This window comes from Streptomyces sp. NPDC088400 (genome assembly GCF_044753355.1).
Classification (GTDB): Bacteria; Actinomycetota; Actinomycetes; order Streptomycetales; family Streptomycetaceae; genus Streptomyces.
The window spans coordinates 464561-483057 of sequence record NZ_JBIVMZ010000001.1; the positions used below are offsets into that span (position 1 = coordinate 464561).

Here is an 18497-nt window from a genome sequence, read left to right on the forward strand (position 1 = left end):
GCTCCGGGGCGCGGGTCGTACGCATGACCGGACTGTTCTCCGGCCCGGGGGCTGTGATTCCGGTTCCGCCCGGTTCCGCCCCGGTTCCGTGATTCCGGTCCGGGGCGGAGTGTGACGGGCTACGCTCGCGCGGGTGACTTCGTTGTGGGAGCCCGCAGCAGCGGGCGTGTTGCGACTGCCGTCGGGCCGGCTCGTACGGGGCCGGGGGCTGAGGCGGCCGCTTCCGGAGGGCTCGGTGCCCACCTTCGCGTTGTACCTGCTGGGCCACCAACCGCCCGCCGTCGACTGGGAGTCCCGGTGGCTCCGCTGGCCCGACTTCCGGCTGCCGGCCGACCGGCCCGCGGCGGCCGACGCACTGCGCGAGGCCCTGGAACGCGCCGGGACGGAACGCGTCGAGGTCGCCTGCGGCGGCGGATACGGACGCACCGGTACGGCTCTGGCCTGCCTCGCGGTACTGGACGGGGTGCCCCAGGGCGAGGCGGTCGCCTACGTACGGGAGCACTACGCGCGCCGCGCCGTCGAGACACCGTGGCAACGCCGCTTCGTCTCCCGCTTCCCGTTGTGACGCGCCTGGTGTGACGTGCCCGGCGTGACGCGCCCGTTGTGACACGCCTGGTGTGACGCGCCCGGCGTGACGCGCCCGTTGTGACGCCGGGCGTTGTGACGCGTCCGATGTGACGCTCAGTGCGACGCGGCACGTTCCTCTCCTCACCCGGACCGCCAGGACCTCGTGGTGGGATGCCCGTGGTGGAGTGCGGCTCGATGCTGCTCAGCGGCACCTGAACAGGTGCCGCTCCACGCACCTGCACGTGATCACAGGAGGCAGCAGTGTCACGTCCGGTCACTCTCGTCACAGGCGGCAGCCGAGGAATCGGCGCCGCGACCTGCGTCCGGCTGGCGGCCGAGGGGCATGACCTGGCCCTCGGATACGTCAGCGACGCCGGAGCCGCCGAGGAGACGGCGAACGCCGTGCGCGCGGCGGGGGCGCGCTGCGTCACCGTACGGGCGGACCCCTCCGACGAGGCGGACGTGGAGCGGCTGTTCGACACCGCCGTGACCGAACTCGGGCCGGTGACCGGGCTGGTCAACAACGCCGGTGTGACCGGCCCCCTCGGCAGACTCGCCGATGCCCGTACGGAGGACCTGCGGCGGGTGGTGGACGTGAACTTCCTGGGCTACCTGCTGTGTTGTCGACGAGCGGCCAGGGACATGGCGGTTCACGGTTCCGGCGCCATGTACGCATCGCCGACCTCGACGCCCGTTTCCCCGGTCTCCTGGCTCTGGTGACGGCATGGACACGAAGCACACCAGGCACACCAGGCACACACTGACCCAGCGCGATGGCCGCACAACGGCCCCGGTGGACACGCCGTGCCGGGCTCTATCTCTGGTTGGAGGAGGCGATCATCCCGGAGCCCGATTACCGCGCATTCCGGCGGCCATAGGCTCGGAGACATCAAGAACGCATCGACAAACAGTTCTTCCCGGTCCTTCTGATCGGCGCCCGGTGCATTCTTCTTGCGGGCGGCCGACGCGGAGGAATTGTTCCGTACGGCGGGTTGGACAGATGCGTTACCGGTCGGCGTAGTCGCCATTCTGAGGGGAATTCTCATGTCCAAGCGCGTTGTTGTTTCGTCGCTCGTCGGTGCTGTCGCTCTCGGCGGTATCGCCATCGGCGGAATCGCGTCCGCCAGCACGCCCGCCAAGCCGACCGTGGAGAACAGCTCGGCCCGCTACGTCGCCCCGACCGCCGACGCCAAGGGCTCGGTCACCTTCACCGTGAAGGTGACCGACGACTCGGGAGTCCGGAGCCTCAAGGTCCTGGCCTGGCCCAAGGGTTCGGACCTCAAGCCGACCGCTGAGGAAATGGCGGAGGTTGAGAGCGCCACGTGCGAGAAGTCCTCGGCGGAGACGTCCGAGTGCACCTACACCCTGGCGGTCAGCGGAGAGGAGGCCGCCGAACTGCCCCAGGGCGTCTGGCACATCTCCGCGCTGGCGACTGCCAAGGACGGAGACACGACCTTCGTACCCGAGGCCGCGGACTTCAACGTCACGCGCTGAGCCGCCGGACGCAACTCTCACGCCGGAGAAGGGCGCCTGGCGGGCATCTGCCCAAGCCGGGCGCCCTTTTGGCAGCTTGGAGCGGCTGAGACGTCGCTGGGGTTGACGATGGCGGCGGTCAGCCGCGGCTACACCTCGGCGCGCTTGGCGAACTCGACCAGGCCCGCCCAGGCTTCGGGGGAGAGTACGAGTACGGGGCCGGTGGGCTGCTTGCTGTCGCGTACCGGAATGCCCGCCTCGTGGGCCTGCGCGTACGGCGCCCACTCCAGGCAGTTCCCGCCGTCCTGGCTGCTGTAGCTGGACTTGACCCAGTTGCGGGTCATAGCGCCTCCATATGCGTCAGGATCAGACGTGCGGATGCGTCGGGCGAGAGCGCCGATGCGGTCAGAACATCGTAGGACCGGGCCAGCTCCCGCACGGAACCAGGATCTTCGATGATCGCGCCGGAGCGGATGCCTTCCGTGTACACGATTATTGCCCCGTCGCGCGGTGTCAGAATCGACATCGTGCCGTCCATCAGCCCATGGCAGCCGGCAGCCAGGGGCAGGACTTGCACCACGCTGGTGTGACGTGCCCCGTGTGCCAGCAGGGCGGCCAGTTGATCCCGCATCACGTCCGGGCCACCGACGGTACGTCTGATCACCGACTCGCAGAGGACGGCGGAAAAGTCGGGCGGGAAGCTGCGCTTGAAGACGTCTTGCCGCGCCAGCCTGGCTGTCAGCATCGCCGAGATCTCACGGTCGCTGGCCCGGGGGTCGCCTGCCCGGAAGAGGGCACGCGCGTACGCCTCCGTCTGGAGAAGACCGGGCACTACTGTCTGCGTCCACTCCGCGATGGCCGCCGAGTGGGGCTCCAGCCCGATCCGCCGCCGTGAGTGAGCGGGAAAGCCGTCCGCCTGGATCAGCTCGTACAGACGCTTGAACTTCCCATCTGTTGCGAAGACTTGATCAAAAATCGATGGCAAGTTGCCGGGAATCGGAAGGTCTCCGCCTTCGATGCGAGAGATCGTGGAGCTGGACGTTCGAACTTCTCGGGCAAGTTGCGCTTGCGTCCACTTGCCCGCAGGCCGCAGCTCGCGCGCATCACGCAGAGCCTCTCCGAATTCTCGTCGCGGATTACTCACTTCTCCGTTCTCCCCTCCGTCAACTTCGCGCTGACCAACCACGATGAATCTCCTTCATCAAGGGTCTGAAAGTCGATGCCATCTGCCGTAGGTGTGCAGGTCATTCGCTTGGTCATATGCCGGCACACCCAACTTGCAGGTTGGGTGCCGAATGGCTTTTAAGGTAACGCTCCGTGTCGCACTCTGAACACCCCGCTTTCAGGAGTCCGTGCGAACGGAAGGGTGACCGATGGCAGACCGCCATGAACCTACCTATAACGACGCCGAGTTGGCCGACAGTGTAGAGGAGCTGGCCTTCTGGCGGTTACTGCCCGTCGAAGTGCCCAGCGAGTACGCGGAGCCGACGCCGCTTCTCCTGGCTGCCGCTCTCGCCGGGCTCGAACGGTGGTGCGCTCATGGCGCCGAGTGAACGTCGCCGTCTGGGAATCTCGCCCGCCGTGCTGTCTCCGCCGTGCGATCTGGAGCCGGTCGACGGGTGCGAGGTGTGTGCCTGGTGGGACAAGCGGCGGGAGAACGCACTTCGCGGGATCGGGGCGTCAACAGTCTTGGAGTGCACCCGCCAGATCGCGGCGCACCCACATCGACGGTCGGGTGATGCCAAGTGATCCCCCGGCTTCGCGCGCCCGCCCGGACCGCACAGGGGTCTGTTCGGCTCCGTAGGTGGTCGCACCACCACACAGGCCCTCTCCGGTAGTCGCGGGCGCCGGAGAGAACCTCGGAAGGCCGGCCTGTTGCGGAGCGGGCCGCTTTCGAGGAGTACGGGCCGGACTTCATGGCAGGGGTCCGGCCTGCCGCAAGGGGCGGGCCTGGTTGACGGTTCCAGGCTCGCCCCGCCCAACTGGGCGTCCACGCCAGGGCTTGTGACCCGGCTCACAGAATGGCCATGCAGCAGATGACCGGGCTTCCACGTCGAGGAGGGGTGACAGGAAGGGAGGAGCGGATGGATCTGGCAACTGAGTGGAAGCTGGGCGCCGGCCTCGGCGAGGCCGAGTCGGCGGAGATCGATTTCCACGGTTTCGTCGCGACTCGGTCGGCCGCGTTGTTCCGTGGCGCCCTCGTCTTGACGGGGAACCGCGAGGCGGCGGAGGACCTGGTCCAGGAAACCCTGGAGCGGACCTGTCGCAAGTGGCGCACGATCGCCGCCAAGGATGCTCCGGACGCGTACGTGCGGCGGATCATGGTGAACCTGGCGAACGACCGGTGGCGGAGGTTCCGCCGCATGGTTCCGCAGCAGGACACCGGCGACAGGGCGGCTCCGGGCGATGAGTACGGGCGTATAGACAGCAGGGACCAGTTGGTGCGTGCCCTGCAGCAACTGCCGATGCGCATGCGCACGGTGGTGGTGCTGCGGTACTTCCACGAACTGTCCGATGCCGAGATCGCGGCCGACCTCAGGATCTCGCCGAGCACCGTACGGTCCCAGCTCGCTCGCGGAATCGACAAGCTCAGAAGCCAGTACCCCGCGCTCTCCGGCCCTTCATCACAGCAGCCCACGGAAGGAACCCGATGACTCCGAATGATTCGCGGCCTTCCGGCTGCACCAGTCACACACCCTTCGAAGAGGAACTGGTGAACGCCATGAACGACTTCGCGAACTCCGCCGACGCGCCGGACTTCGACACGGCCGGCATCGTGCGCAAGACCCGCCGTAAGCGGACCACGGCCATAGCCGGCATCGCCGCCGCCCTGATCGTGGCCGGTGGTGGCACGGCCCTGGCCACCGCAGGGACCAGCGGTTCGGACGCCCCGAAGCCTGCCGCCGTGAGCGCCGCGAGCGACGGCGACGCCGCCAACGTGGTGCTGTCCGGCAGCAAGTACAAGATCGAATTCGGCGGCCTCAGCCTGGACTTCGCCAAGCAGCTGCTGCTGAAGACCCAGCTCGAACTCGGTACGGTCGGTGAGAAGCCCTGTGGCAAGGAGGGCAAGCCGGGCACGGTCATCGCGGTCGACCCCCACAGCCCGCAGATCGTGTCCAAGGGCGACACCATCAATCTGACGCTCTGCGCCGGCTGACCTGAGAGGCCCTGCCCCCGTTCTTCCCGACACTGCGCCTTCTGCGAATCACGTCTGAGCATCGACTGACTCGTACCGTTCGCGGGCGGGCGGTCCAGTGAGGCGAATCAGCCATGCGCTCCGTGACGCACTCGCGCACAGTCCCAGCATCGGTTGTTTCGTTGAGTGAATGGGCCGAATGACCAGGTGAGGCCTCTCCCGCGCGTGGGAGAGGCCTCACCGATATCCAGAACCGCCGGTACACGCCCCGGTCACGGCCTCGAACTCCTGAAACCGAAGAACTCGGGCGGTCGGTCAGGACCGATCTTCGTCTGCCACGATCTGGATGATGAGCATCTCCTTGTAGGTGAGGTCTGCCGGTCTGTGGACAGTCTGTTCGGCTTCCGCGACGGACTCGCGACTGATGAGCGGCTCATCGCCGAGCGGGCTGTTCAGCACCGCGTTCTCGGCGGACAAGCAGGTGAGGACGTCCTTGGTGGTCCGGCTCTTGGGTGGTCACAACCGACCGGTGCGCGCGATCACCTGGCCGGCGAAGTCAAGCATCTGGTCAAGGCCGGGGAACAGTGCGAAGGCGTCCACGAACGCCTCGTCCGCACCGGACTCGGCGAAGCGCTTGAGCTTGTCGGCCAGCGAATCAACGGTCGTGCCCGGTTCGAGGTTGATACGTATGGCCTTCTTCAGCGCGTCGGGATCGCGGCCGGCCTCCTGTGCCGCCTGGCGCGCGAGCGACCACAATTGGTCGGCGACCTCGTCCGGCAGAAAATCGACCCCGAGCCAGCCGGTGGCGCTGCGGCCGACCCGGCGCATCGCGGCCTCGCTGGCGCCGCCGATCCAGATGGGCGGCCCGCCCGCTTGCACCGGGCGCAGGTCGGCGTGGACCGGCGGCAGCGAGAAGAACTCGCTGTCCCAGGACACCGGGTTGGCCGTCCACCACTCGTGCAGGAACGCCAGCAGGTCATCGAGCATCCTCCCGCGCCGGCGCCAGTCCGCGCTGCGGGAGATGTCGTGCTCGTCCTTCATCCACCCGAGTCCCACGCCGACCTCGAGACGGCCGTCGCTGAGCACGTCGAGCGTGGTCAGCATCCGGGCCAGGTGCGGCGGTTCGTAGTAGAAGGTGCTGAGCGTGCTGGCATTCAGCCGCACCCGGCTGGTCGCCGTCGCGGCGACGGTCCACAGCAGCACCGGATCGAGGTAACGCTTCATCTGCGGCGGGTACGGCTGCTCTTTGCCCGGATAGACGCTATGCATATCGACCGGCTGGACCAGGCGATCGCCGACCCACAGTGTGTCGTAGCCAAGGTCCTCGATCCCGCGGCAGAACGCGCTCAGGCCGGCTGCGCTGCTGATAGCGGGCCCGATTATGGGAAGTGTGAAACCAAGCTTCACGACGAGTCCTCTCGGTGATCCGTCAACCGTTTACTCAGACGGGAAGCTCGGTGATGCTGAGGGCGAAGTCCACGTTCCCCACCCCGTGGTTGGCGAGGCCCACCGTGACCACGCCCGCTCCTTCCAGCCAGTGCGCCATTTTCAGGCCGCCGACGTCCAGCGGGCGCAGCCCGAGGCTCTCGATGAACGCCTCCACGCTCGCCTTGGCCGGCGCATTGTCGCCGGCGAGGAAGACGTCGGGCCGACCCTTCTCCAGGACGTGGCGGAAGATGGTGTTGAACGCCTTCACCACGCTGGCGCCGGCCGGGGCGGCCTTGGCGACTTCCTGCGCGATCGAGGTCTCCTCGCGGTGGGCCAGCCCGTCGAACGTGGAGTTGAAGGGGTTGCTGATGTCGACGATGACCTTGCCCGCGAGAGCGTCTCCGTACTGGGCGACGGCCGGCACGACGCCGTCGTACAACAGGGCCACGATGACGATGTCCCCGGCCGGGGCGGTGCCCCATTCTCCCGTCGTGGCGCCGCCGCCGAGAGCCTTGGCCAGGTCAGCGGCCTTGGACTGATCGCGGCCCATGACCTCGACGGTGTTGCCGCCCGCTATCGCCCGCGCTCCGATGGCGCGGGCCATGTTCCCGGTGCCGATGATGCTGATGTTGCTCATGAGATGTCCTGCCCTGGTGGTGGTGGTTGTTGTTGTTGGGCTCAGATGGCGGTGGTGCCGCCGTCGGCGACGAGTTCCATGCCGTTGACGTAGCTGGAGTCGTCGGAGGCGAGGAAGAGGGCGGCGGTGGCGATTTCGTCGGGGCGGCCCATCTGGCCGCGGGGGATGAGGGACTCGAACTGGCGCTTGGTGGCCTCGTCGAAGAGTTCTTCCTGCTTGGCGGTGGCGACCTGGCCGGGGGTCAGGACGTTGACGCGGATGCGGCGGTCCTTGAGTTCGTTGAGCCAGATTCGGGCCCAGGCCTGCTGGACGGCCTTGCTGCCGGCGTAGACGCTCCAGCCGGGGAAGGCGCCGAGGGAGGCGTTGGAGCCGGTCATGAGGATGGAGCCGCCGTCGTTGAAGAGCGGGAGGGCCTTCTGGACGGTGAACAGAGTGCCGCGGGCGTTGAGCCCGAACCAGGTGTCGAACTGGGCCTCGGTGATCTCGCCGAGCGGGGCGGGCTCGCCGCCGCCGGCGCTGGCCCACAGCACGTCGAGGCTTCCCTTCTCCCGCTTGACGGTGTCGTACAGGCGGTCCAGGTCGTCCAGGTCGGCGGCGTCGCCCTGGACGCCGGTGACGTTGCGGCCGATCTGCTTCACGGCCTCGTCCAGGGCGTCCTGGCGGCGGCCGGTGATGAAGACGTGCGCTCCCTCGTCGACGAACAGCTTCGCGCCGGCCAGCGCCATGCCGGTGGTGCCGCCGGTGATGACCGCGACCTTGCCGTCGAGCTTTCCCATGGTTGCTCCCTTGAGTCGGTGGTGCCGTGTGTACCTGGGGCGACGGTGTTATGTACACCGCTCTGTGTGCTTACGGTACGGGGCGGGTGGCCGGGACGCAAACTATGTACACCGGTCGTTACCTAGCTGCGGTACGGTGGATCCATGACGGAGTTGGAGAAGGGCCCCACGGGCCGTCGCCGCGGCCGGGGCGCCCGCGAGCGCATCATCAGCGCGTCCCAGCAGCTGTTCCGCGAGCAGGGCATCAACCGCACCGGCATGGACCAGCTCTGCGCGGCGGCCGAGGTGTCCAAGCGCACGGCCTACCAGCACTTCACCGGCAAGGACGAACTCGTCGCCGAGTACCTGCGCCGGTTCGACCCCTCGGTTCTGTCCGGCGTGTTCGACCGCCCCGACCTCACGCCCCGCGAACGGCTCCTCGCCGCCTTCGACATCCCCCCCACCACGCCCCTGTGTCCCTACATCGCCGCGGCCGTCGAACTCCACGACCCCGAGCACCCCGCATCCCGGCAGGCACGCGACTACAAGAAAGCCGTCGCCGCGCGGCTCGCCGAAACCGCCCGCGAAGCCGGCGCCGCCGACCCGGAACAACTCGGCGAGCAGCTCGCGCTGCTCATCGACGGGGCCGCGGCCCGCACCCGGGTCCTCAACGCCGACGCCTTCCCCACCGCCGCCGCCATCGCCACCGTCCTCATCGACAACGCCATCCCCGCCACAGCGAGCGATGACCGGCGGCAGGAGGAAGTGTCAAGCTGACTTGGCACTCCGCGGCCGGGCCGGACGCGCTGCCGGTCGCGCGGAGCCACCCGCTGGCACGCGGCACCAGCCGCCCGGCACCTGGCCCGGATCTGCCGGCTTTTACGGAACTGGCCGCCCGCTTTCTGAAGGCCGCAGCAGAAGCCGCTGGGGAGACCGGCGCCCCCGAAGGCTTCAGGAGTCCGAGGCCGTCATCCCGGCCCAGGGCGCCGACGCGCCGCCCGTTCGAACAGACGGCTGATCACCTGAGTCCGTACGCGGTGGCGCATGAAAAACTCGTATGCAGCTGGGGGGTTCCGGACCGAGCCGGCTGAGCCATTCACACTGATCATCAGTGAGCGGCCCACCTGGTCCACGCCGGCCCGAAACGAAGGCCAACAGGCGGGCAGCCAACACGTCCGGCTGGAACCCACCGTCGGGTTCTGGATCCCAGGGACCGACTCCCGACGCTACGAACGGCAGACCGTCGGTGAACGGCTCCGCTCCGACGACTGGGCGATCAGACGGGGCGATCAGACAGGGCGTTCAGCCGACTTGATGATGAACGGGGGGCAGCCGAACTGCTCAAGCGTGCCTTGTGACGGCATCGCCTCCGCGCTGCCACATCTCGTAGTTCCCACATTCTGCCGTGATCTCGGCCGCCGACCGGGCCGCGGTGACGAAGTCGTCCACTACCGGCGAGGTGTGAGATGCCGCCACCGCGAGGCACACCTGGTCGGGCGCCAGATCCGGGATGGGCACATAGACGATGTCCGGATGCGAGTAGAACACGGACGCCGAACGGGCCAGGAAGGAGATGCCCCGGCCGGCCGCGACATGCTCGAGCGTCTCGTCCACCCCGCGCACCGGGTACCCGGCATTGGGGAGCGGGCGCTTGGTGGGCTGTGTGCTCGGGTCACCGTGCCAGACCAGCGGTTCGCCGGCCAGGTCGGCCTCGGTGACCTCCTCCTTGCCGGCCAACCGGTGTCCGGCGGGCAGTACCGCTATCCGCGGCTCGGTGTACAGCGGGGTGACGCGCAGGCCGGCCTCGTCGATGGGCAGCCGCACGTAGCCGACGTCGATACGGCCGTCGAGCAGCATCGCAGCCTGGTCGTCCCCTTCGATCCGCTGCACGTCCACGACCACGTCCGGGTGCCGGTCCTCGAACGCACGGGCCGCCGGGGTGACGGCAACGCCGGCCCGGAAGCCGACCATCAGCCGCCGCTTGCCGCCGGCGGCCGCGGACACCCGGCGGCGGACCGCGTGGGTTGAGGCGAGCAGCGGACCGGCGTCGGCCAGCAGTTGCCGGCCCGCATCTGTCAGCTCCACGCCGTGGCGATCCCTGGTGAACAGCGAGGCGCCGAGATCCTGCTCGAGCGCGCGGATCTGCCGGCTGAGCACCGGCTGCGCGATATGGAGCTCATCGGCGGCGCGGCCGAAATGCAACTGGTCCGCCACAGTGACGAAGTAACGCAGTTTGCGCAGATCCAGATCCATGGCGCCCCCAGCTGGTGATGCCTCCAGGGTATCACCACGGCTGAAAGAAGTATTGGACGCCGACCAAGGCCAATGGCAGCCTGAATAGGTACCTAACGGTCCGAGCGAATTCGGCACAAGAATTCGACATTGGAGGGCGCAGGCCCAGAGTGAGCGCATCAGGAATTGAACGCCCCCATCGCGTCATTCGGCGGCGTCGACGACACAACCGTTAACAACGACGGGGCGGGCATGGCGTCCTGTCCGGCTCCAGAAAGCAGGAACTCCATGAGCAGCATCAGCATTATCGGCCTGGGGGACGTCGGCCTGCTGGAGCTGGCCCTCATGAAGCACTCCGTCAAGCACGCCAATTTCTCCCTCGGTATCACCCTTCTCGGCTGATCACACCCCTACCACTACCTCTCGTGCCGCATTAAGCCAGTTCACTCACGGCACGAAAAGTCCCTGCACCTACCCTCAAAAGGAAAGTTAAATGCGCGTTTTCGTCGCTGGGGGGACCGGCCATTCCGGTTCGTACATCATCCCCGAGCTCATCGCATCCGGGCACGAGGTCACCGGCCTGGCCCGGTCGGACGCTTCCGCGGCGGCCCTGTCCGCGCTCGGCGCGACGGTGCGTCGCGGCGACCTTCAGGATCTCGACGGGCTCAAGGAGGCAGCCGCGGACTCCGACGGCGTCATCCACGTCGCGCACAGGCAGGATCTGCTGCCTTCCGGTGGGCTCGACGCCGTGGCCGCCGCGGAGCTCCCGATCATGCTCGCGTACGGCGAGGCACTCGCGGGAACCGGAAAGCCGCTGGTCACGGCGGGAAGCATTGGCTCACCCGGGCAGCACCTGGGCCGGCCGGCCACCGAGGAGGACCCGGCCCTCCCCGCCGGCGAGGAGCACAAGGGCACCCTGCGGGTCCGCAACGTCGTGGAAAGGGCCGTTGTCGACCTCGCCGAGCAGGGGGTGCGGTCTTCGGTCGTACGGATCGCCACCATCGCGCACGGCACGACCGATCGCGCCGGCTTCCTCCCCACGCTGATCGCGCTCGCGAAGGAAAAGGGGTTCGTCGGCTACCACGGCGACGGCGCGAACCTGTGGAACGCCGTGCACATCCGCGATGCCGCCACCTTGTTCCGCCTGGCGCTGGAGAAGGGGCCGGCCGGCACATACTGGCACGCGGTCGAGGACGGGGGCATCCCGTTCCGCTACATCGCCGAGGCCATCGCCGGCCGCCTGGGCCTGCCCGCCGTGAGCGTTCCCGACGATGCCCTGATGACGCCGGGGTACTTCGGGTTCCTCACGAATATCGCCACGCAGAGCTACCCGACGTCCAACCTCATCACCCGCCGGACCCTCGACTGGGAACCCGCCCAGCCCGGCCTGCTCGCCGATATGGACAACGGCCACTATTTCCCCGCCGGCTGACGGCGGGAACCGGGATCGAAACGAGCCCGGCAACCGGCAAGTTCGGCTCTTCTGAAGGACGTTGAGATTATGACGACTGTGGGATTCATCGGAAGCGGAAGCATCGGCAGGACCATCGCGCGGCTCGCTGTCGGGGCGGGGCACCAGGTGGTGCTCAGCAACTCGCGCGGCCCCGAAACGCTCGTGGACACGGCCGCGGAACTGGGGCCGCGGGCGTCCGCGGCGACGAGCGAAGAGGCCGCGGCGGCCGGTGACATTGTCGTGGTCACGGTGCCGGTCAGCGCCTTCCCCCGCGTGCCCGCCGCGCCACTGGCCGGGAAGACGGTCATCGACACCTGCAACTACGGCTCCGAGCGTGACGGGTACATCCCCGAGCTCGACAGCAAGTCCCTCACCTCGAGCGAGCTGCTTCTGCGGTACGTCCCGGACGCCCTGCTCGTAAAGGCGTTCAACAACATCTTCTTCAAGCACCTGCTGTCACTCGCACGCCCGGCTGGGGCGGCCGACCGTTCCTACCTGCCGATCGCCGGAGACTCCGCACCGGCCAAGGCGGCGGTGACCGAATTCATCGACTCCATCGGGTACAGCGTGGTGGACGCGGGAACGCTGGCCGACAGCTGGCGGCAGGCGACGGGCACGCCGGTGTGGGGAACACCGTACGGGCCGTACTCGAACGAGGAGGGCCAGCCGGTCGGCGAGGACGCCATCCGCGCGGCACTGGGCACCGCAACGCGGTAACCGTCGAACATCGCGGACCGTGATGTGGTCCGGCCGTGCCGTGCCCCCGCCCGGTGGATACCGGGCGGGGGCATGTTTCGCACGCAAAGGCGTCGAGTCCAGCGGCGGGTTGCCCCTGCGTATCGTCGCGCGGAGTCAGGAGTTCGAGGCCCTCCGCATGCGACGACAATGAGCCACGTGTCAGGCGGACCTGGACAGCTCGTGACATGGATCACAAAAGTGCCCCGCGCGTAGAAGGCAACTCTCCCCCTATGTGGCAATTGCCCGCGTGCGAGAGCGATGTGCCGCACGTGGCGCCTACCTCACGTGCTTCCTACAACGGTGTTTTCGTCCATACGATCAGCGAACGAAGCCCTGCGTGAGTGCCACCGCAGCGGCTGCCTCACCCCTTTATCGAACCCGTTCGATCGTGCTTTTCGGACCCGCGAAGGACTCCGTTGAAGATTCGCCGCACCCTTGCCACGGCCGTCGTCGCCGCCGTGATCACACCCGTCGTCCTGCTCTCCGTCACTCCCGCGCTCGCCGACGCCAAGCCGTCCGCCGCCTCGCAGGCGCAGCAGGACGCACAGGACAAGCCCTCCATCGAGGAGTTGGAGAAGGCCGCCGAGAAGGCGCGGAAGGTGTACGAGGACGCCGTCGCCGCGGAGAAGACCGCGAAGGCCGTCCTCGATGCCGCGCTCTCCGACGACGCGCCCCTCGCCGTCGCCGCGAAGGCCGCCAGGAAGGACGCGGCCGACGCCGCCACGGCCAAGACGAACGCCGACAAGGCGCTCGCCGACGCCAAGGCAGTGCTCGCCGCGCTGCCCGAGACCGCCACCGACGAGGAGAAGGCGAACGCGGAGAAGGCCGTCACCGACGCCGAGGCCGTTGCCCTGGCCGCCGGGGACGCCAAGACCGCCGCCGACGCGAAGGCAGCGACGGCCGGCAAGGCCGTCGACGACGCCCGTGTCGCCGCCGCCCGGGCGTATTACAAGGCCCAGAAGGCCAAGGACGAGGCTCTCAAGGCGAAGAACGCCGCCGACAAGGCGCTCGCCGACGCCAAGGAGGAGGCGGAAGAGGAGGAGGAAGGCGGGCCGGACTGCGTCTACGAGGGTGAGCTCAGCACCGTCGTCAACGGCCTGCCCTCCAAGATCGTCGCGGGCTCGACGACCGACTTCTCGGTCCGCGTGACCAACGGCACGGACAGGACGATGGGCGAGGTCTCCCCGTTCGTCTACTTCCACGCGACGGACAAGAGCGGCTACAACGTCATCGACGAGGCCTTCCACCTGCAGTGGTCGACCGCCGCCTCCCCGACCTGGAAGAAGGTCGAAGAGGAGGAGTACGCCGGGTCCATCAGCCCGCTGAAGGCCGGCGCCCACGCCGACGTGAAGCTGCGCCTGAAGGTCGACGCCAAGGCCCCGGCCGGGGACGGCCTCGCCTTCGTCGCCGGTGACTACTTCAACGACGACGAGTCCTGTGGCGGCAACTTCCTGACCGAGTACGCCTTCGATCTCCTCGCCGCCGGCAGTGCCGTCGGTGAGGTCGGCGACGCCGGCCCCGGCAAGACCACGCCGCGAACCCCGAACACCAAGCCGCAGGGCGGCACGTCCAGCACCCCGGTGAGCTCCGGCACTCCCGCCGCCACCGGCTCCCTCGCCAACACCGGCTCCTCCTCGGCCCTTCCGCAGTTCGCCGCGGCGGCCGGTGCGGCCGTGGCCCTGGGCGCCGGAGCGGTCTTCGTCGTCCGCCGCCGCAAGGCCGGCTCAGCTTCCTGACGTACCGTCACCACCTCCTGGGGTGGCCGCGTCCGGCCGCTCCATGAGCAAGGGCGCCCCCTTCTCCGGGGGCGCCCTTCCAGCTGTGCGAGCCGTGATCGCAGGCTATGTGAGCGAGGATCGCGGCTGTGGTGTGAAGCGGTCAGTCCTGCTCGACGATGTTCTTGCCGGCGCCGCCGGAGAGCGTGTCCGTGCCGGCGCCGCCGTACAGCTCGTCGTCCCCGCTGTTCCCGTAGATCGTGTCGTCGCCCTCGTCGCCGTGCAGGACGTCGTTGCCCTTCCCGCCGTAGATGAAGTCGTTTCCGGCACCGCCGTCGATCGCGTCGTTGCCGTCGCCGCCGGACAGGCTCTGCGCGCCCGCGTCGCCGTGGATCTCGTCGTCGCCCTCGTCGCCGTCGACGATGCTGTCGTCGCCGTTGGAGTAGATCGTGTCGTTGTCGTTGCCACCCTGCGCGATGCTTCCGGCGGCGGCGTGGATCGTGTCGTCGCCGTCACCGCCGGAGGCCACCGTGTACTTGCCCGCCGTGATGGTGTCGTCGCCCGCTCCGCCGATGACGAAGTTGCCGTTGACGCTCTCGTTCTCGGTCAGTGTGTCCGCGCCGGCGCCGAGGTCGAGAGTGGCCAAGTAGTAGGCCTGGTCGGTGTTGTTGTCGTACGTGGCGTGGTCGTCGCCGTCGCCGAGGGCCACCTTCAGGGTGGAGTACGGGTCCTGGGTTTCCAGGGCGTCGACCGTGCACGAGACCTTGGTCCGGTCGGCGCTGTCGGGGTACGTGCAGCCGGTGCCCGCGCTGATCGCGACGGAGTCGTCTATCACGTAGGTGATCTTCTCGACGCCGCTGGTCCACGACGCGGTGACCGCGACCTTGTTGGTCTGGCCGGAGGCGGCCGTGTAGAGAATCGCGTGATCGGTCGGGCTGAACGCGGCGGTCGCCGACGCCTTCGTGGCGGTGACCGAGGAGGTCGCGGCGCCGGCCGTACCGGCGAGGAGGAGCGGAGCGGCCAGTCCCGTACCGAGAGCCAGCGTCAGCGCCGAAGCGGCGCGCAGAACCCGGCGGTTGACGAGGGGAGAGGACATTGCAAACCTCCATGGGGCGTATGTGGTTCTTACAATTGTTTGAGAGCCCTGAGGTTTGCGGTCGGTTGCGTTCCGGATCGCGCGGCACAGGTGCACGCATGCGGGGCACGGCAGCCTGGAATACGTGCTGACCAGCGGTGTTTGGCAGAACAGTCGCCGTCGGACAATTACTCGTCAGGCGCGGTTCAAGAGAAATTCATCATGGTGAGATGGCTGTTCCAGGGGCCCGAAGGCCCCTGGAACAGGGCTACTTCACCGACGCCGGCGGCTCGGCCGGGACAACGGGCTTGTTCTGGCAGCCGAGTTCGCCCGTCAACACCCGCGCGGAATGCAGCAGATAAGTGAAGCGGTCGCGCTCGCTGTGGTCGCCGGTGAGCGTGTCCGTCATCCGTCCCTCGATCGGTACGGCGTTCTCCTGCTGCGCCGGTGTACCCGGCAGCTTGCAGGTGACGAAAACGATGTACTCGACATCGTCGCCGTCGGCGACCCGACGCAGCAGCCGTACGTCGGAGTTCACCGGCGTCTCGGTCAGGTCACTGTCGGTGGAACCGGTGATGGGAGCGTCGAAGGGGAGGATGGAGGGCCGGTATTCGAGGGCGAGTTCGCTTCCGGGGTCGCTGTCCGCCGTCACCCCGCAGACATCGGATTCCGCGTACGTCGGAATCCCCTTCTTGCCCGGCTCCCAGTTCTCGATCTGGCCGCTGAGCATCGAGCGCGCCTGCTCAAGGTCGTGGCGGCTCTTCATGTGAACCGTCCCGGCCCCGCCTGTTCCGCTCTCCAGCCACTTCACGCCCGCGTCACCGAGGAGTTCCCGGCACGTGGCCGCTTCGGCGGTCGCGTCGGCCGTGGCGGACGCGTCCGCGGTGGCGGTCGCACCGGTCTCCGTGCCTTTGCCATCGGTGTCCGAGCCGCACGCGCCGGTCAGCAGGACGAGCGCGATGACGGGGATCGGGAGGGTTCGCCTCAGCATCAGATTCCTCATTATCCTCGGGCGTTGTCGGTGTCCGTACGTTCCGTGCCGGCGCCGTACTCCTTCTCCGCCGCGATCGACAAGTCCCAGATCTCGTCCTCGGACATGCCACGAGCCGAGGCCCAGTTCAGCAGGGGAGTCATCGCGTTGTGCTGTCCCTCCTGCCTGGCCTGGTCGATGCCCTTGATCGACTCATCGGTGTTGTCGTACTCGTTCGCCTTGAGCCAGTCCATGGTCTGGATCCCGAACTTGGTCTCGGCGGCGCCCCCGGCGGTCTCGAAGGCCAGGGGCACGGCGATGGCCGCGGCGACTCCGGTGGGCACGACCACGGCCGCGCCGACGCCCGCGGCGACCCCGATCGCGGCCCCCGCCGCGTACTTGCGCCACTCGGCCTGCTTCTCCAGCTCCAGGTTCCGCGCGTCCTTGTCGTCGGCGAATTCCTTGCCGATGGCTTCGGCGCGGACCTCGTCCAGCATTCCGTGCATCTTGACGCTGTGCATGCCGATGCGCTTCGCGTCGTCCACGTCGTCGCCCTGCCCGGCCATGGCGCTGGATCCGTAGATCTGCTGGGCCGTGGACACGGTGTCGTAGGCGTCCTTGTCCGTGGCCAGCGCCCGCAGGAAGCTCGTGGTGGACCCGCTGTCGAAGTCGCGGAGATGGTTCCCCTGGGCGTCGAAGAGGTCGTCACGTCCTGATTTCGGCCCGCTGCCGCCGAAGTCCGCCGCGGAGTAGTTGAGGCTGTCGACGTGACCGGCCGCCATGTTCGCCAGGCTGTCGCGGATCCCGTCCTGCTGGTCGATCTGGTCCGAGGTCTGGTAGTGGTCCACGACCCGGTCCATGAGCGCGGTGCGCGCCTCGCGCGCCTCGATCTGCTCCTTGGTGTCCATCGGCGGGATGGACGGGTCCTTGGCGTCGTACGGGTACCCGAGCGTCCCCGACTCCAGGGCGTGGCCGAGGTTCGTGAACCCCGTCGTCTTCCCGTCGTCGTCGGTCGGCCACTCGCGCGCGCCCTCGCCGCCCTTGTTGACCAGGTAGTCCCAGTTGCTCATCGCGTCGTCGCCCTTGCCGGACGAGCCGTCGAAGAACTGCACGGAGGCTTCCGGGTTGTGGCCGAGCGCCTCCATCAGGTTGGCGACCGGGTCGCTGTCCGGCTTGGTGGCGCCGGGCGGGTAGGAGAGCTGGGCCGGGTTGAAGCGGTTCTCCCAGAGTTCCTTCGGGCCGCCCAGCACCGGGTCGTCGGACTTGCGCTCGAATTCGAGCATCTTGTCGCCGTACTTGTTGAGGAAGGCCGAGTCCCACTTGCCCTCGGTCATCAGCGGGCCCAGGACCTGGAAGCCGTACGGCGCGCTGGGGATGCCGTTCCTGGCCTTGATCGGATCGTCGCCCAGCTCGATCATCCGGTCCTTCCACGCCCGCATCTCGGGGGTGTCGGAATGGGTGGCGTTGGCGAGGGTGACGCCCAGGTTGTCCTGCACCTTGGCGAGGATCTTCGCGCGATCGCCGTCCGGGTCCGGTGTGTTGCCCTTGCCCGGGTCGGCGAGGCTGCGCCAGAACTCCAGCGTGCCCTCCGGGCCCAGCTTGGTCGCGAACCGCTCGGCGAAGGCGGGGTTGTCGCGGTGGTACCTGGAGACCTCGTTGAACTTCTTCAGCTCGTCGTCGGACATCCCGTCGCCCTTGGCCGCGAGCTTCACCATCGCGTCGGCGTCCTCGATGCCCTGCTTCCGGTCGGCGTCCTTGAGGCCCGTGAAGCCGGTCTCGTCGAAGTCGTACGTGCTCTCGGCGTGCTTGCGCAGCGCACGCGCGGCGATCCGGTCCGTCTCGTTCGCCGCCTCCAGGATCCTGGCGACCTCGCGTGCCGCCCGGTCGACCTCTTCCTGGCTGGTCTGCTCCTTGGGTCCGCCCTCGACCTCGCGGGGCGGGCCGCCATACCTCGCGCCGCCCTTTTCGTCGATGTAGACGTTCTTCTTGGCCCACGCGTCGATGGTGGTCCTGAGGTCGTCCTTGTGCTTCTTCAGGTTGCTGTGGGCTTCCTGAATGATCTTGTGGATGCTGCGCGCCTCGGTGACCATGTCGTCGAACTGGCGCGCCGTGGTGGTGGTGAACTCCTTGGTGACGGTGGCGTTGTCACCCTTCCAGTCCGCCGCGTTGGCCTTGCGCTCCAGATCGGCGGCGTTGACCTCGCCGTCGCCCCCGTCGGCGAGGAGGACCAGTTTGGCGAGCATCTGCTTCCACTGCTCGACCGCGGTGTTCAATTTGCTGAGATTCAGATCCTGCAGTTCCTGGCACGTGACCATGGC

Annotated in this window: 19 protein-coding genes and 1 pseudogene; 10 read left to right on the plus strand and 10 right to left on the minus strand. The window is 68.1% G+C overall.

Features of this window, described 5'->3' with window-relative positions; all coding sequences use genetic code 11:
• The first annotated feature begins 133 nt into the window (after positions 1–133).
• The 3 genes and pseudogenes from ACIQD6_RS02175 to ACIQD6_RS02185 all read left to right on the plus strand — a co-directional run bounded on the left by ACIQD6_RS02175 (position 134) and on the right by ACIQD6_RS02185 (position 2061).
• Positions 134–565, plus strand: coding sequence for a protein-tyrosine phosphatase family protein (locus ACIQD6_RS02175; protein ID WP_401877119.1), 432 nt, complete (start codon positions 134–136; stop codon positions 563–565).
• 263 nt (positions 566–828) lie between these two features.
• Positions 829–1269, plus strand: a pseudogene (locus ACIQD6_RS02180) (SDR family NAD(P)-dependent oxidoreductase); the annotation flags it as partial.
• A gap of 342 nt (positions 1270–1611) precedes the next feature.
• Positions 1612–2061 carry a DUF5707 domain-containing protein gene (locus tag ACIQD6_RS02185; protein ID WP_401877120.1) on the plus strand — a complete coding sequence of 150 codons (450 nt, stop codon included), beginning with the start codon at positions 1612–1614 and terminating at the stop codon, positions 2059–2061.
• Positions 2062–2189: 128 nt separating this feature from the next.
• On the opposite strand, the gene ACIQD6_RS02190 is transcribed toward ACIQD6_RS02185, so the two are convergent.
• A complete protein-coding gene (locus ACIQD6_RS02190; protein ID WP_401877121.1) occupies positions 2190–2384 on the minus strand; it encodes a DUF397 domain-containing protein in 195 nt (64 codons plus the stop codon).
• A complete protein-coding gene (locus ACIQD6_RS02195; RefSeq protein ID WP_401877122.1) occupies positions 2381–3226 on the minus strand; it encodes a Scr1 family TA system antitoxin-like transcriptional regulator in 846 nt (281 codons plus the stop codon). The genes ACIQD6_RS02190 and ACIQD6_RS02195 overlap by 4 nt, the downstream gene beginning before the upstream one ends.
• 226 nt (positions 3227–3452) lie before the next feature.
• Here ACIQD6_RS02195 and ACIQD6_RS02200 point away from each other — a divergent pair, with 226 nt between their 5' ends.
• The 3 genes from ACIQD6_RS02200 to ACIQD6_RS02210 all read left to right on the plus strand — a co-directional run bounded on the left by ACIQD6_RS02200 (position 3453) and on the right by ACIQD6_RS02210 (position 5197).
• Positions 3453–3593 (plus strand): hypothetical protein, encoded by a 141-nt coding sequence (locus ACIQD6_RS02200; protein ID WP_401877124.1) that lies wholly within the window; start codon positions 3453–3455, stop codon positions 3591–3593.
• Between the two features lie 531 nt (positions 3594–4124).
• Complete coding sequence (locus ACIQD6_RS02205; RefSeq protein ID WP_401877126.1) at positions 4125–4694, plus strand: SigE family RNA polymerase sigma factor; 570 nt, start codon at positions 4125–4127, stop codon at positions 4692–4694.
• Positions 4691–5197 (plus strand): PASTA domain-containing protein, encoded by a 507-nt coding sequence (locus ACIQD6_RS02210; protein ID WP_401877128.1) that lies wholly within the window; start codon positions 4691–4693, stop codon positions 5195–5197. The genes ACIQD6_RS02205 and ACIQD6_RS02210 overlap by 4 nt, the downstream gene beginning before the upstream one ends.
• A gap of 294 nt (positions 5198–5491) precedes the next feature.
• Here ACIQD6_RS02210 and ACIQD6_RS02215 read toward each other — a convergent pair whose 3' ends face one another.
• Genes ACIQD6_RS02215 through ACIQD6_RS02230 form a run of 4 tightly spaced genes read right to left on the minus strand, consistent with a single transcriptional unit; the run spans position 5492 to position 8017 of the window.
• Complete coding sequence (locus ACIQD6_RS02215; RefSeq protein WP_401877130.1) at positions 5492–5653, minus strand: hypothetical protein; 162 nt, start codon at positions 5651–5653, stop codon at positions 5492–5494.
• Positions 5654–5692: 39 nt separating this feature from the next.
• Positions 5693–6583 carry a TIGR03619 family F420-dependent LLM class oxidoreductase gene (locus ACIQD6_RS02220; protein ID WP_401877132.1) on the minus strand — a complete coding sequence of 297 codons (891 nt, stop codon included), beginning with the start codon at positions 6581–6583 and terminating at the stop codon, positions 5693–5695.
• A 34-nt stretch (positions 6584–6617) separates the two neighbouring features.
• Positions 6618–7241 carry an NADPH-dependent F420 reductase gene (locus ACIQD6_RS02225; protein ID WP_401877133.1) on the minus strand — a complete coding sequence of 208 codons (624 nt, stop codon included), beginning with the start codon at positions 7239–7241 and terminating at the stop codon, positions 6618–6620.
• Positions 7242–7282: 41 nt separating this feature from the next.
• Positions 7283–8017: an SDR family NAD(P)-dependent oxidoreductase gene (locus ACIQD6_RS02230; RefSeq protein ID WP_037738440.1), complete on the minus strand. Its 735-nt coding sequence runs from the start codon at positions 8015–8017 to the stop codon at positions 7283–7285.
• Positions 8018–8161: 144 nt separating this feature from the next.
• Here ACIQD6_RS02230 and ACIQD6_RS02235 point away from each other — a divergent pair, with 144 nt between their 5' ends.
• On the plus strand, positions 8162–8773 hold the full coding sequence (locus ACIQD6_RS02235; RefSeq protein WP_401877135.1) for a TetR/AcrR family transcriptional regulator: 612 nt from the start codon (positions 8162–8164) through the stop codon (positions 8771–8773).
• A 564-nt stretch (positions 8774–9337) separates the two neighbouring features.
• On the opposite strand, the gene ACIQD6_RS02240 is transcribed toward ACIQD6_RS02235, so the two are convergent.
• Entirely contained in the window at positions 9338–10249 is a 912-nt protein-coding gene (locus tag ACIQD6_RS02240) for a LysR family transcriptional regulator (RefSeq protein ID WP_401877136.1), read from the minus strand.
• A gap of 472 nt (positions 10250–10721) precedes the next feature.
• Between ACIQD6_RS02240 and ACIQD6_RS02245 the strand changes: the two genes are divergently transcribed.
• The 3 genes from ACIQD6_RS02245 to ACIQD6_RS02255 all read left to right on the plus strand — a co-directional run bounded on the left by ACIQD6_RS02245 (position 10722) and on the right by ACIQD6_RS02255 (position 14155).
• Entirely contained in the window at positions 10722–11660 is a 939-nt protein-coding gene (locus tag ACIQD6_RS02245) for an SDR family oxidoreductase (protein WP_401877138.1), read from the plus strand.
• Positions 11661–11738: 78 nt separating this feature from the next.
• Positions 11739–12398 carry an NADPH-dependent F420 reductase gene (locus ACIQD6_RS02250; protein WP_401878072.1) on the plus strand — a complete coding sequence of 220 codons (660 nt, stop codon included), beginning with the start codon at positions 11739–11741 and terminating at the stop codon, positions 12396–12398.
• A gap of 437 nt (positions 12399–12835) precedes the next feature.
• Positions 12836–14155 (plus strand): LAETG motif-containing sortase-dependent surface protein, encoded by a 1320-nt coding sequence (locus tag ACIQD6_RS02255; RefSeq protein ID WP_401877140.1) that lies wholly within the window; start codon positions 12836–12838, stop codon positions 14153–14155.
• Positions 14156–14297: 142 nt separating this feature from the next.
• On the opposite strand, the gene ACIQD6_RS02260 is transcribed toward ACIQD6_RS02255, so the two are convergent.
• The 3 genes from ACIQD6_RS02260 to ACIQD6_RS02270 form a co-directional block, all read right to left on the minus strand.
• Positions 14298–15230, minus strand: coding sequence for a calcium-binding protein (locus tag ACIQD6_RS02260; protein ID WP_401877141.1), 933 nt, complete (start codon positions 15228–15230; stop codon positions 14298–14300).
• A 247-nt stretch (positions 15231–15477) separates the two neighbouring features.
• Positions 15478–16200 carry a hypothetical protein gene (locus ACIQD6_RS02265; protein WP_401877143.1) on the minus strand — a complete coding sequence of 241 codons (723 nt, stop codon included), beginning with the start codon at positions 16198–16200 and terminating at the stop codon, positions 15478–15480.
• Between the two features lie 11 nt (positions 16201–16211).
• Positions 16212–18494 (minus strand): DUF6571 family protein, encoded by a 2283-nt coding sequence (locus ACIQD6_RS02270; RefSeq protein WP_401877144.1) that lies wholly within the window; start codon positions 18492–18494, stop codon positions 16212–16214.
• Between the last annotated feature and the right edge of the window lie 3 nt (positions 18495–18497).

What these genes read in the sequence shown, in the direction of transcription:
- ACIQD6_RS02245 (WP_401877138.1), top strand. Translation starts at nt 10,722, where the DNA reads ATGCGCGTTTTCGTCGCTGGGGGGACCGGCCATTCCGGTTCGTACATC.
- ACIQD6_RS02235 (WP_401877135.1), top strand. Translation starts at nt 8,162, where the DNA reads ATGACGGAGTTGGAGAAGGGCCCCACGGGCCGTCGCCGCGGCCGGGGC.
- ACIQD6_RS02205 (WP_401877126.1), top strand. Translation starts at nt 4,125, where the DNA reads ATGGATCTGGCAACTGAGTGGAAGCTGGGCGCCGGCCTCGGCGAGGCC.
- ACIQD6_RS02260 (WP_401877141.1), bottom strand. Translation starts at nt 15,230, where the DNA reads ATGTCCTCTCCCCTCGTCAACCGCCGGGTTCTGCGCGCCGCTTCGGCG.
- ACIQD6_RS02265 (WP_401877143.1), bottom strand. Translation starts at nt 16,200, where the DNA reads ATGCTGAGGCGAACCCTCCCGATCCCCGTCATCGCGCTCGTCCTGCTG.
- ACIQD6_RS02225 (WP_401877133.1), bottom strand. Translation starts at nt 7,241, where the DNA reads ATGAGCAACATCAGCATCATCGGCACCGGGAACATGGCCCGCGCCATC.
- ACIQD6_RS02230 (WP_037738440.1), bottom strand. Translation starts at nt 8,017, where the DNA reads ATGGGAAAGCTCGACGGCAAGGTCGCGGTCATCACCGGCGGCACCACC.
- ACIQD6_RS02190 (WP_401877121.1), bottom strand. Translation starts at nt 2,384, where the DNA reads ATGACCCGCAACTGGGTCAAGTCCAGCTACAGCAGCCAGGACGGCGGG.
- ACIQD6_RS02240 (WP_401877136.1), bottom strand. Translation starts at nt 10,249, where the DNA reads ATGGATCTGGATCTGCGCAAACTGCGTTACTTCGTCACTGTGGCGGAC.
- ACIQD6_RS02210 (WP_401877128.1), top strand. Translation starts at nt 4,691, where the DNA reads ATGACTCCGAATGATTCGCGGCCTTCCGGCTGCACCAGTCACACACCC.
- ACIQD6_RS02185 (WP_401877120.1), top strand. Translation starts at nt 1,612, where the DNA reads ATGTCCAAGCGCGTTGTTGTTTCGTCGCTCGTCGGTGCTGTCGCTCTC.
- ACIQD6_RS02270 (WP_401877144.1), bottom strand. Translation starts at nt 18,494, where the DNA reads ATGGTCACGTGCCAGGAACTGCAGGATCTGAATCTCAGCAAATTGAAC.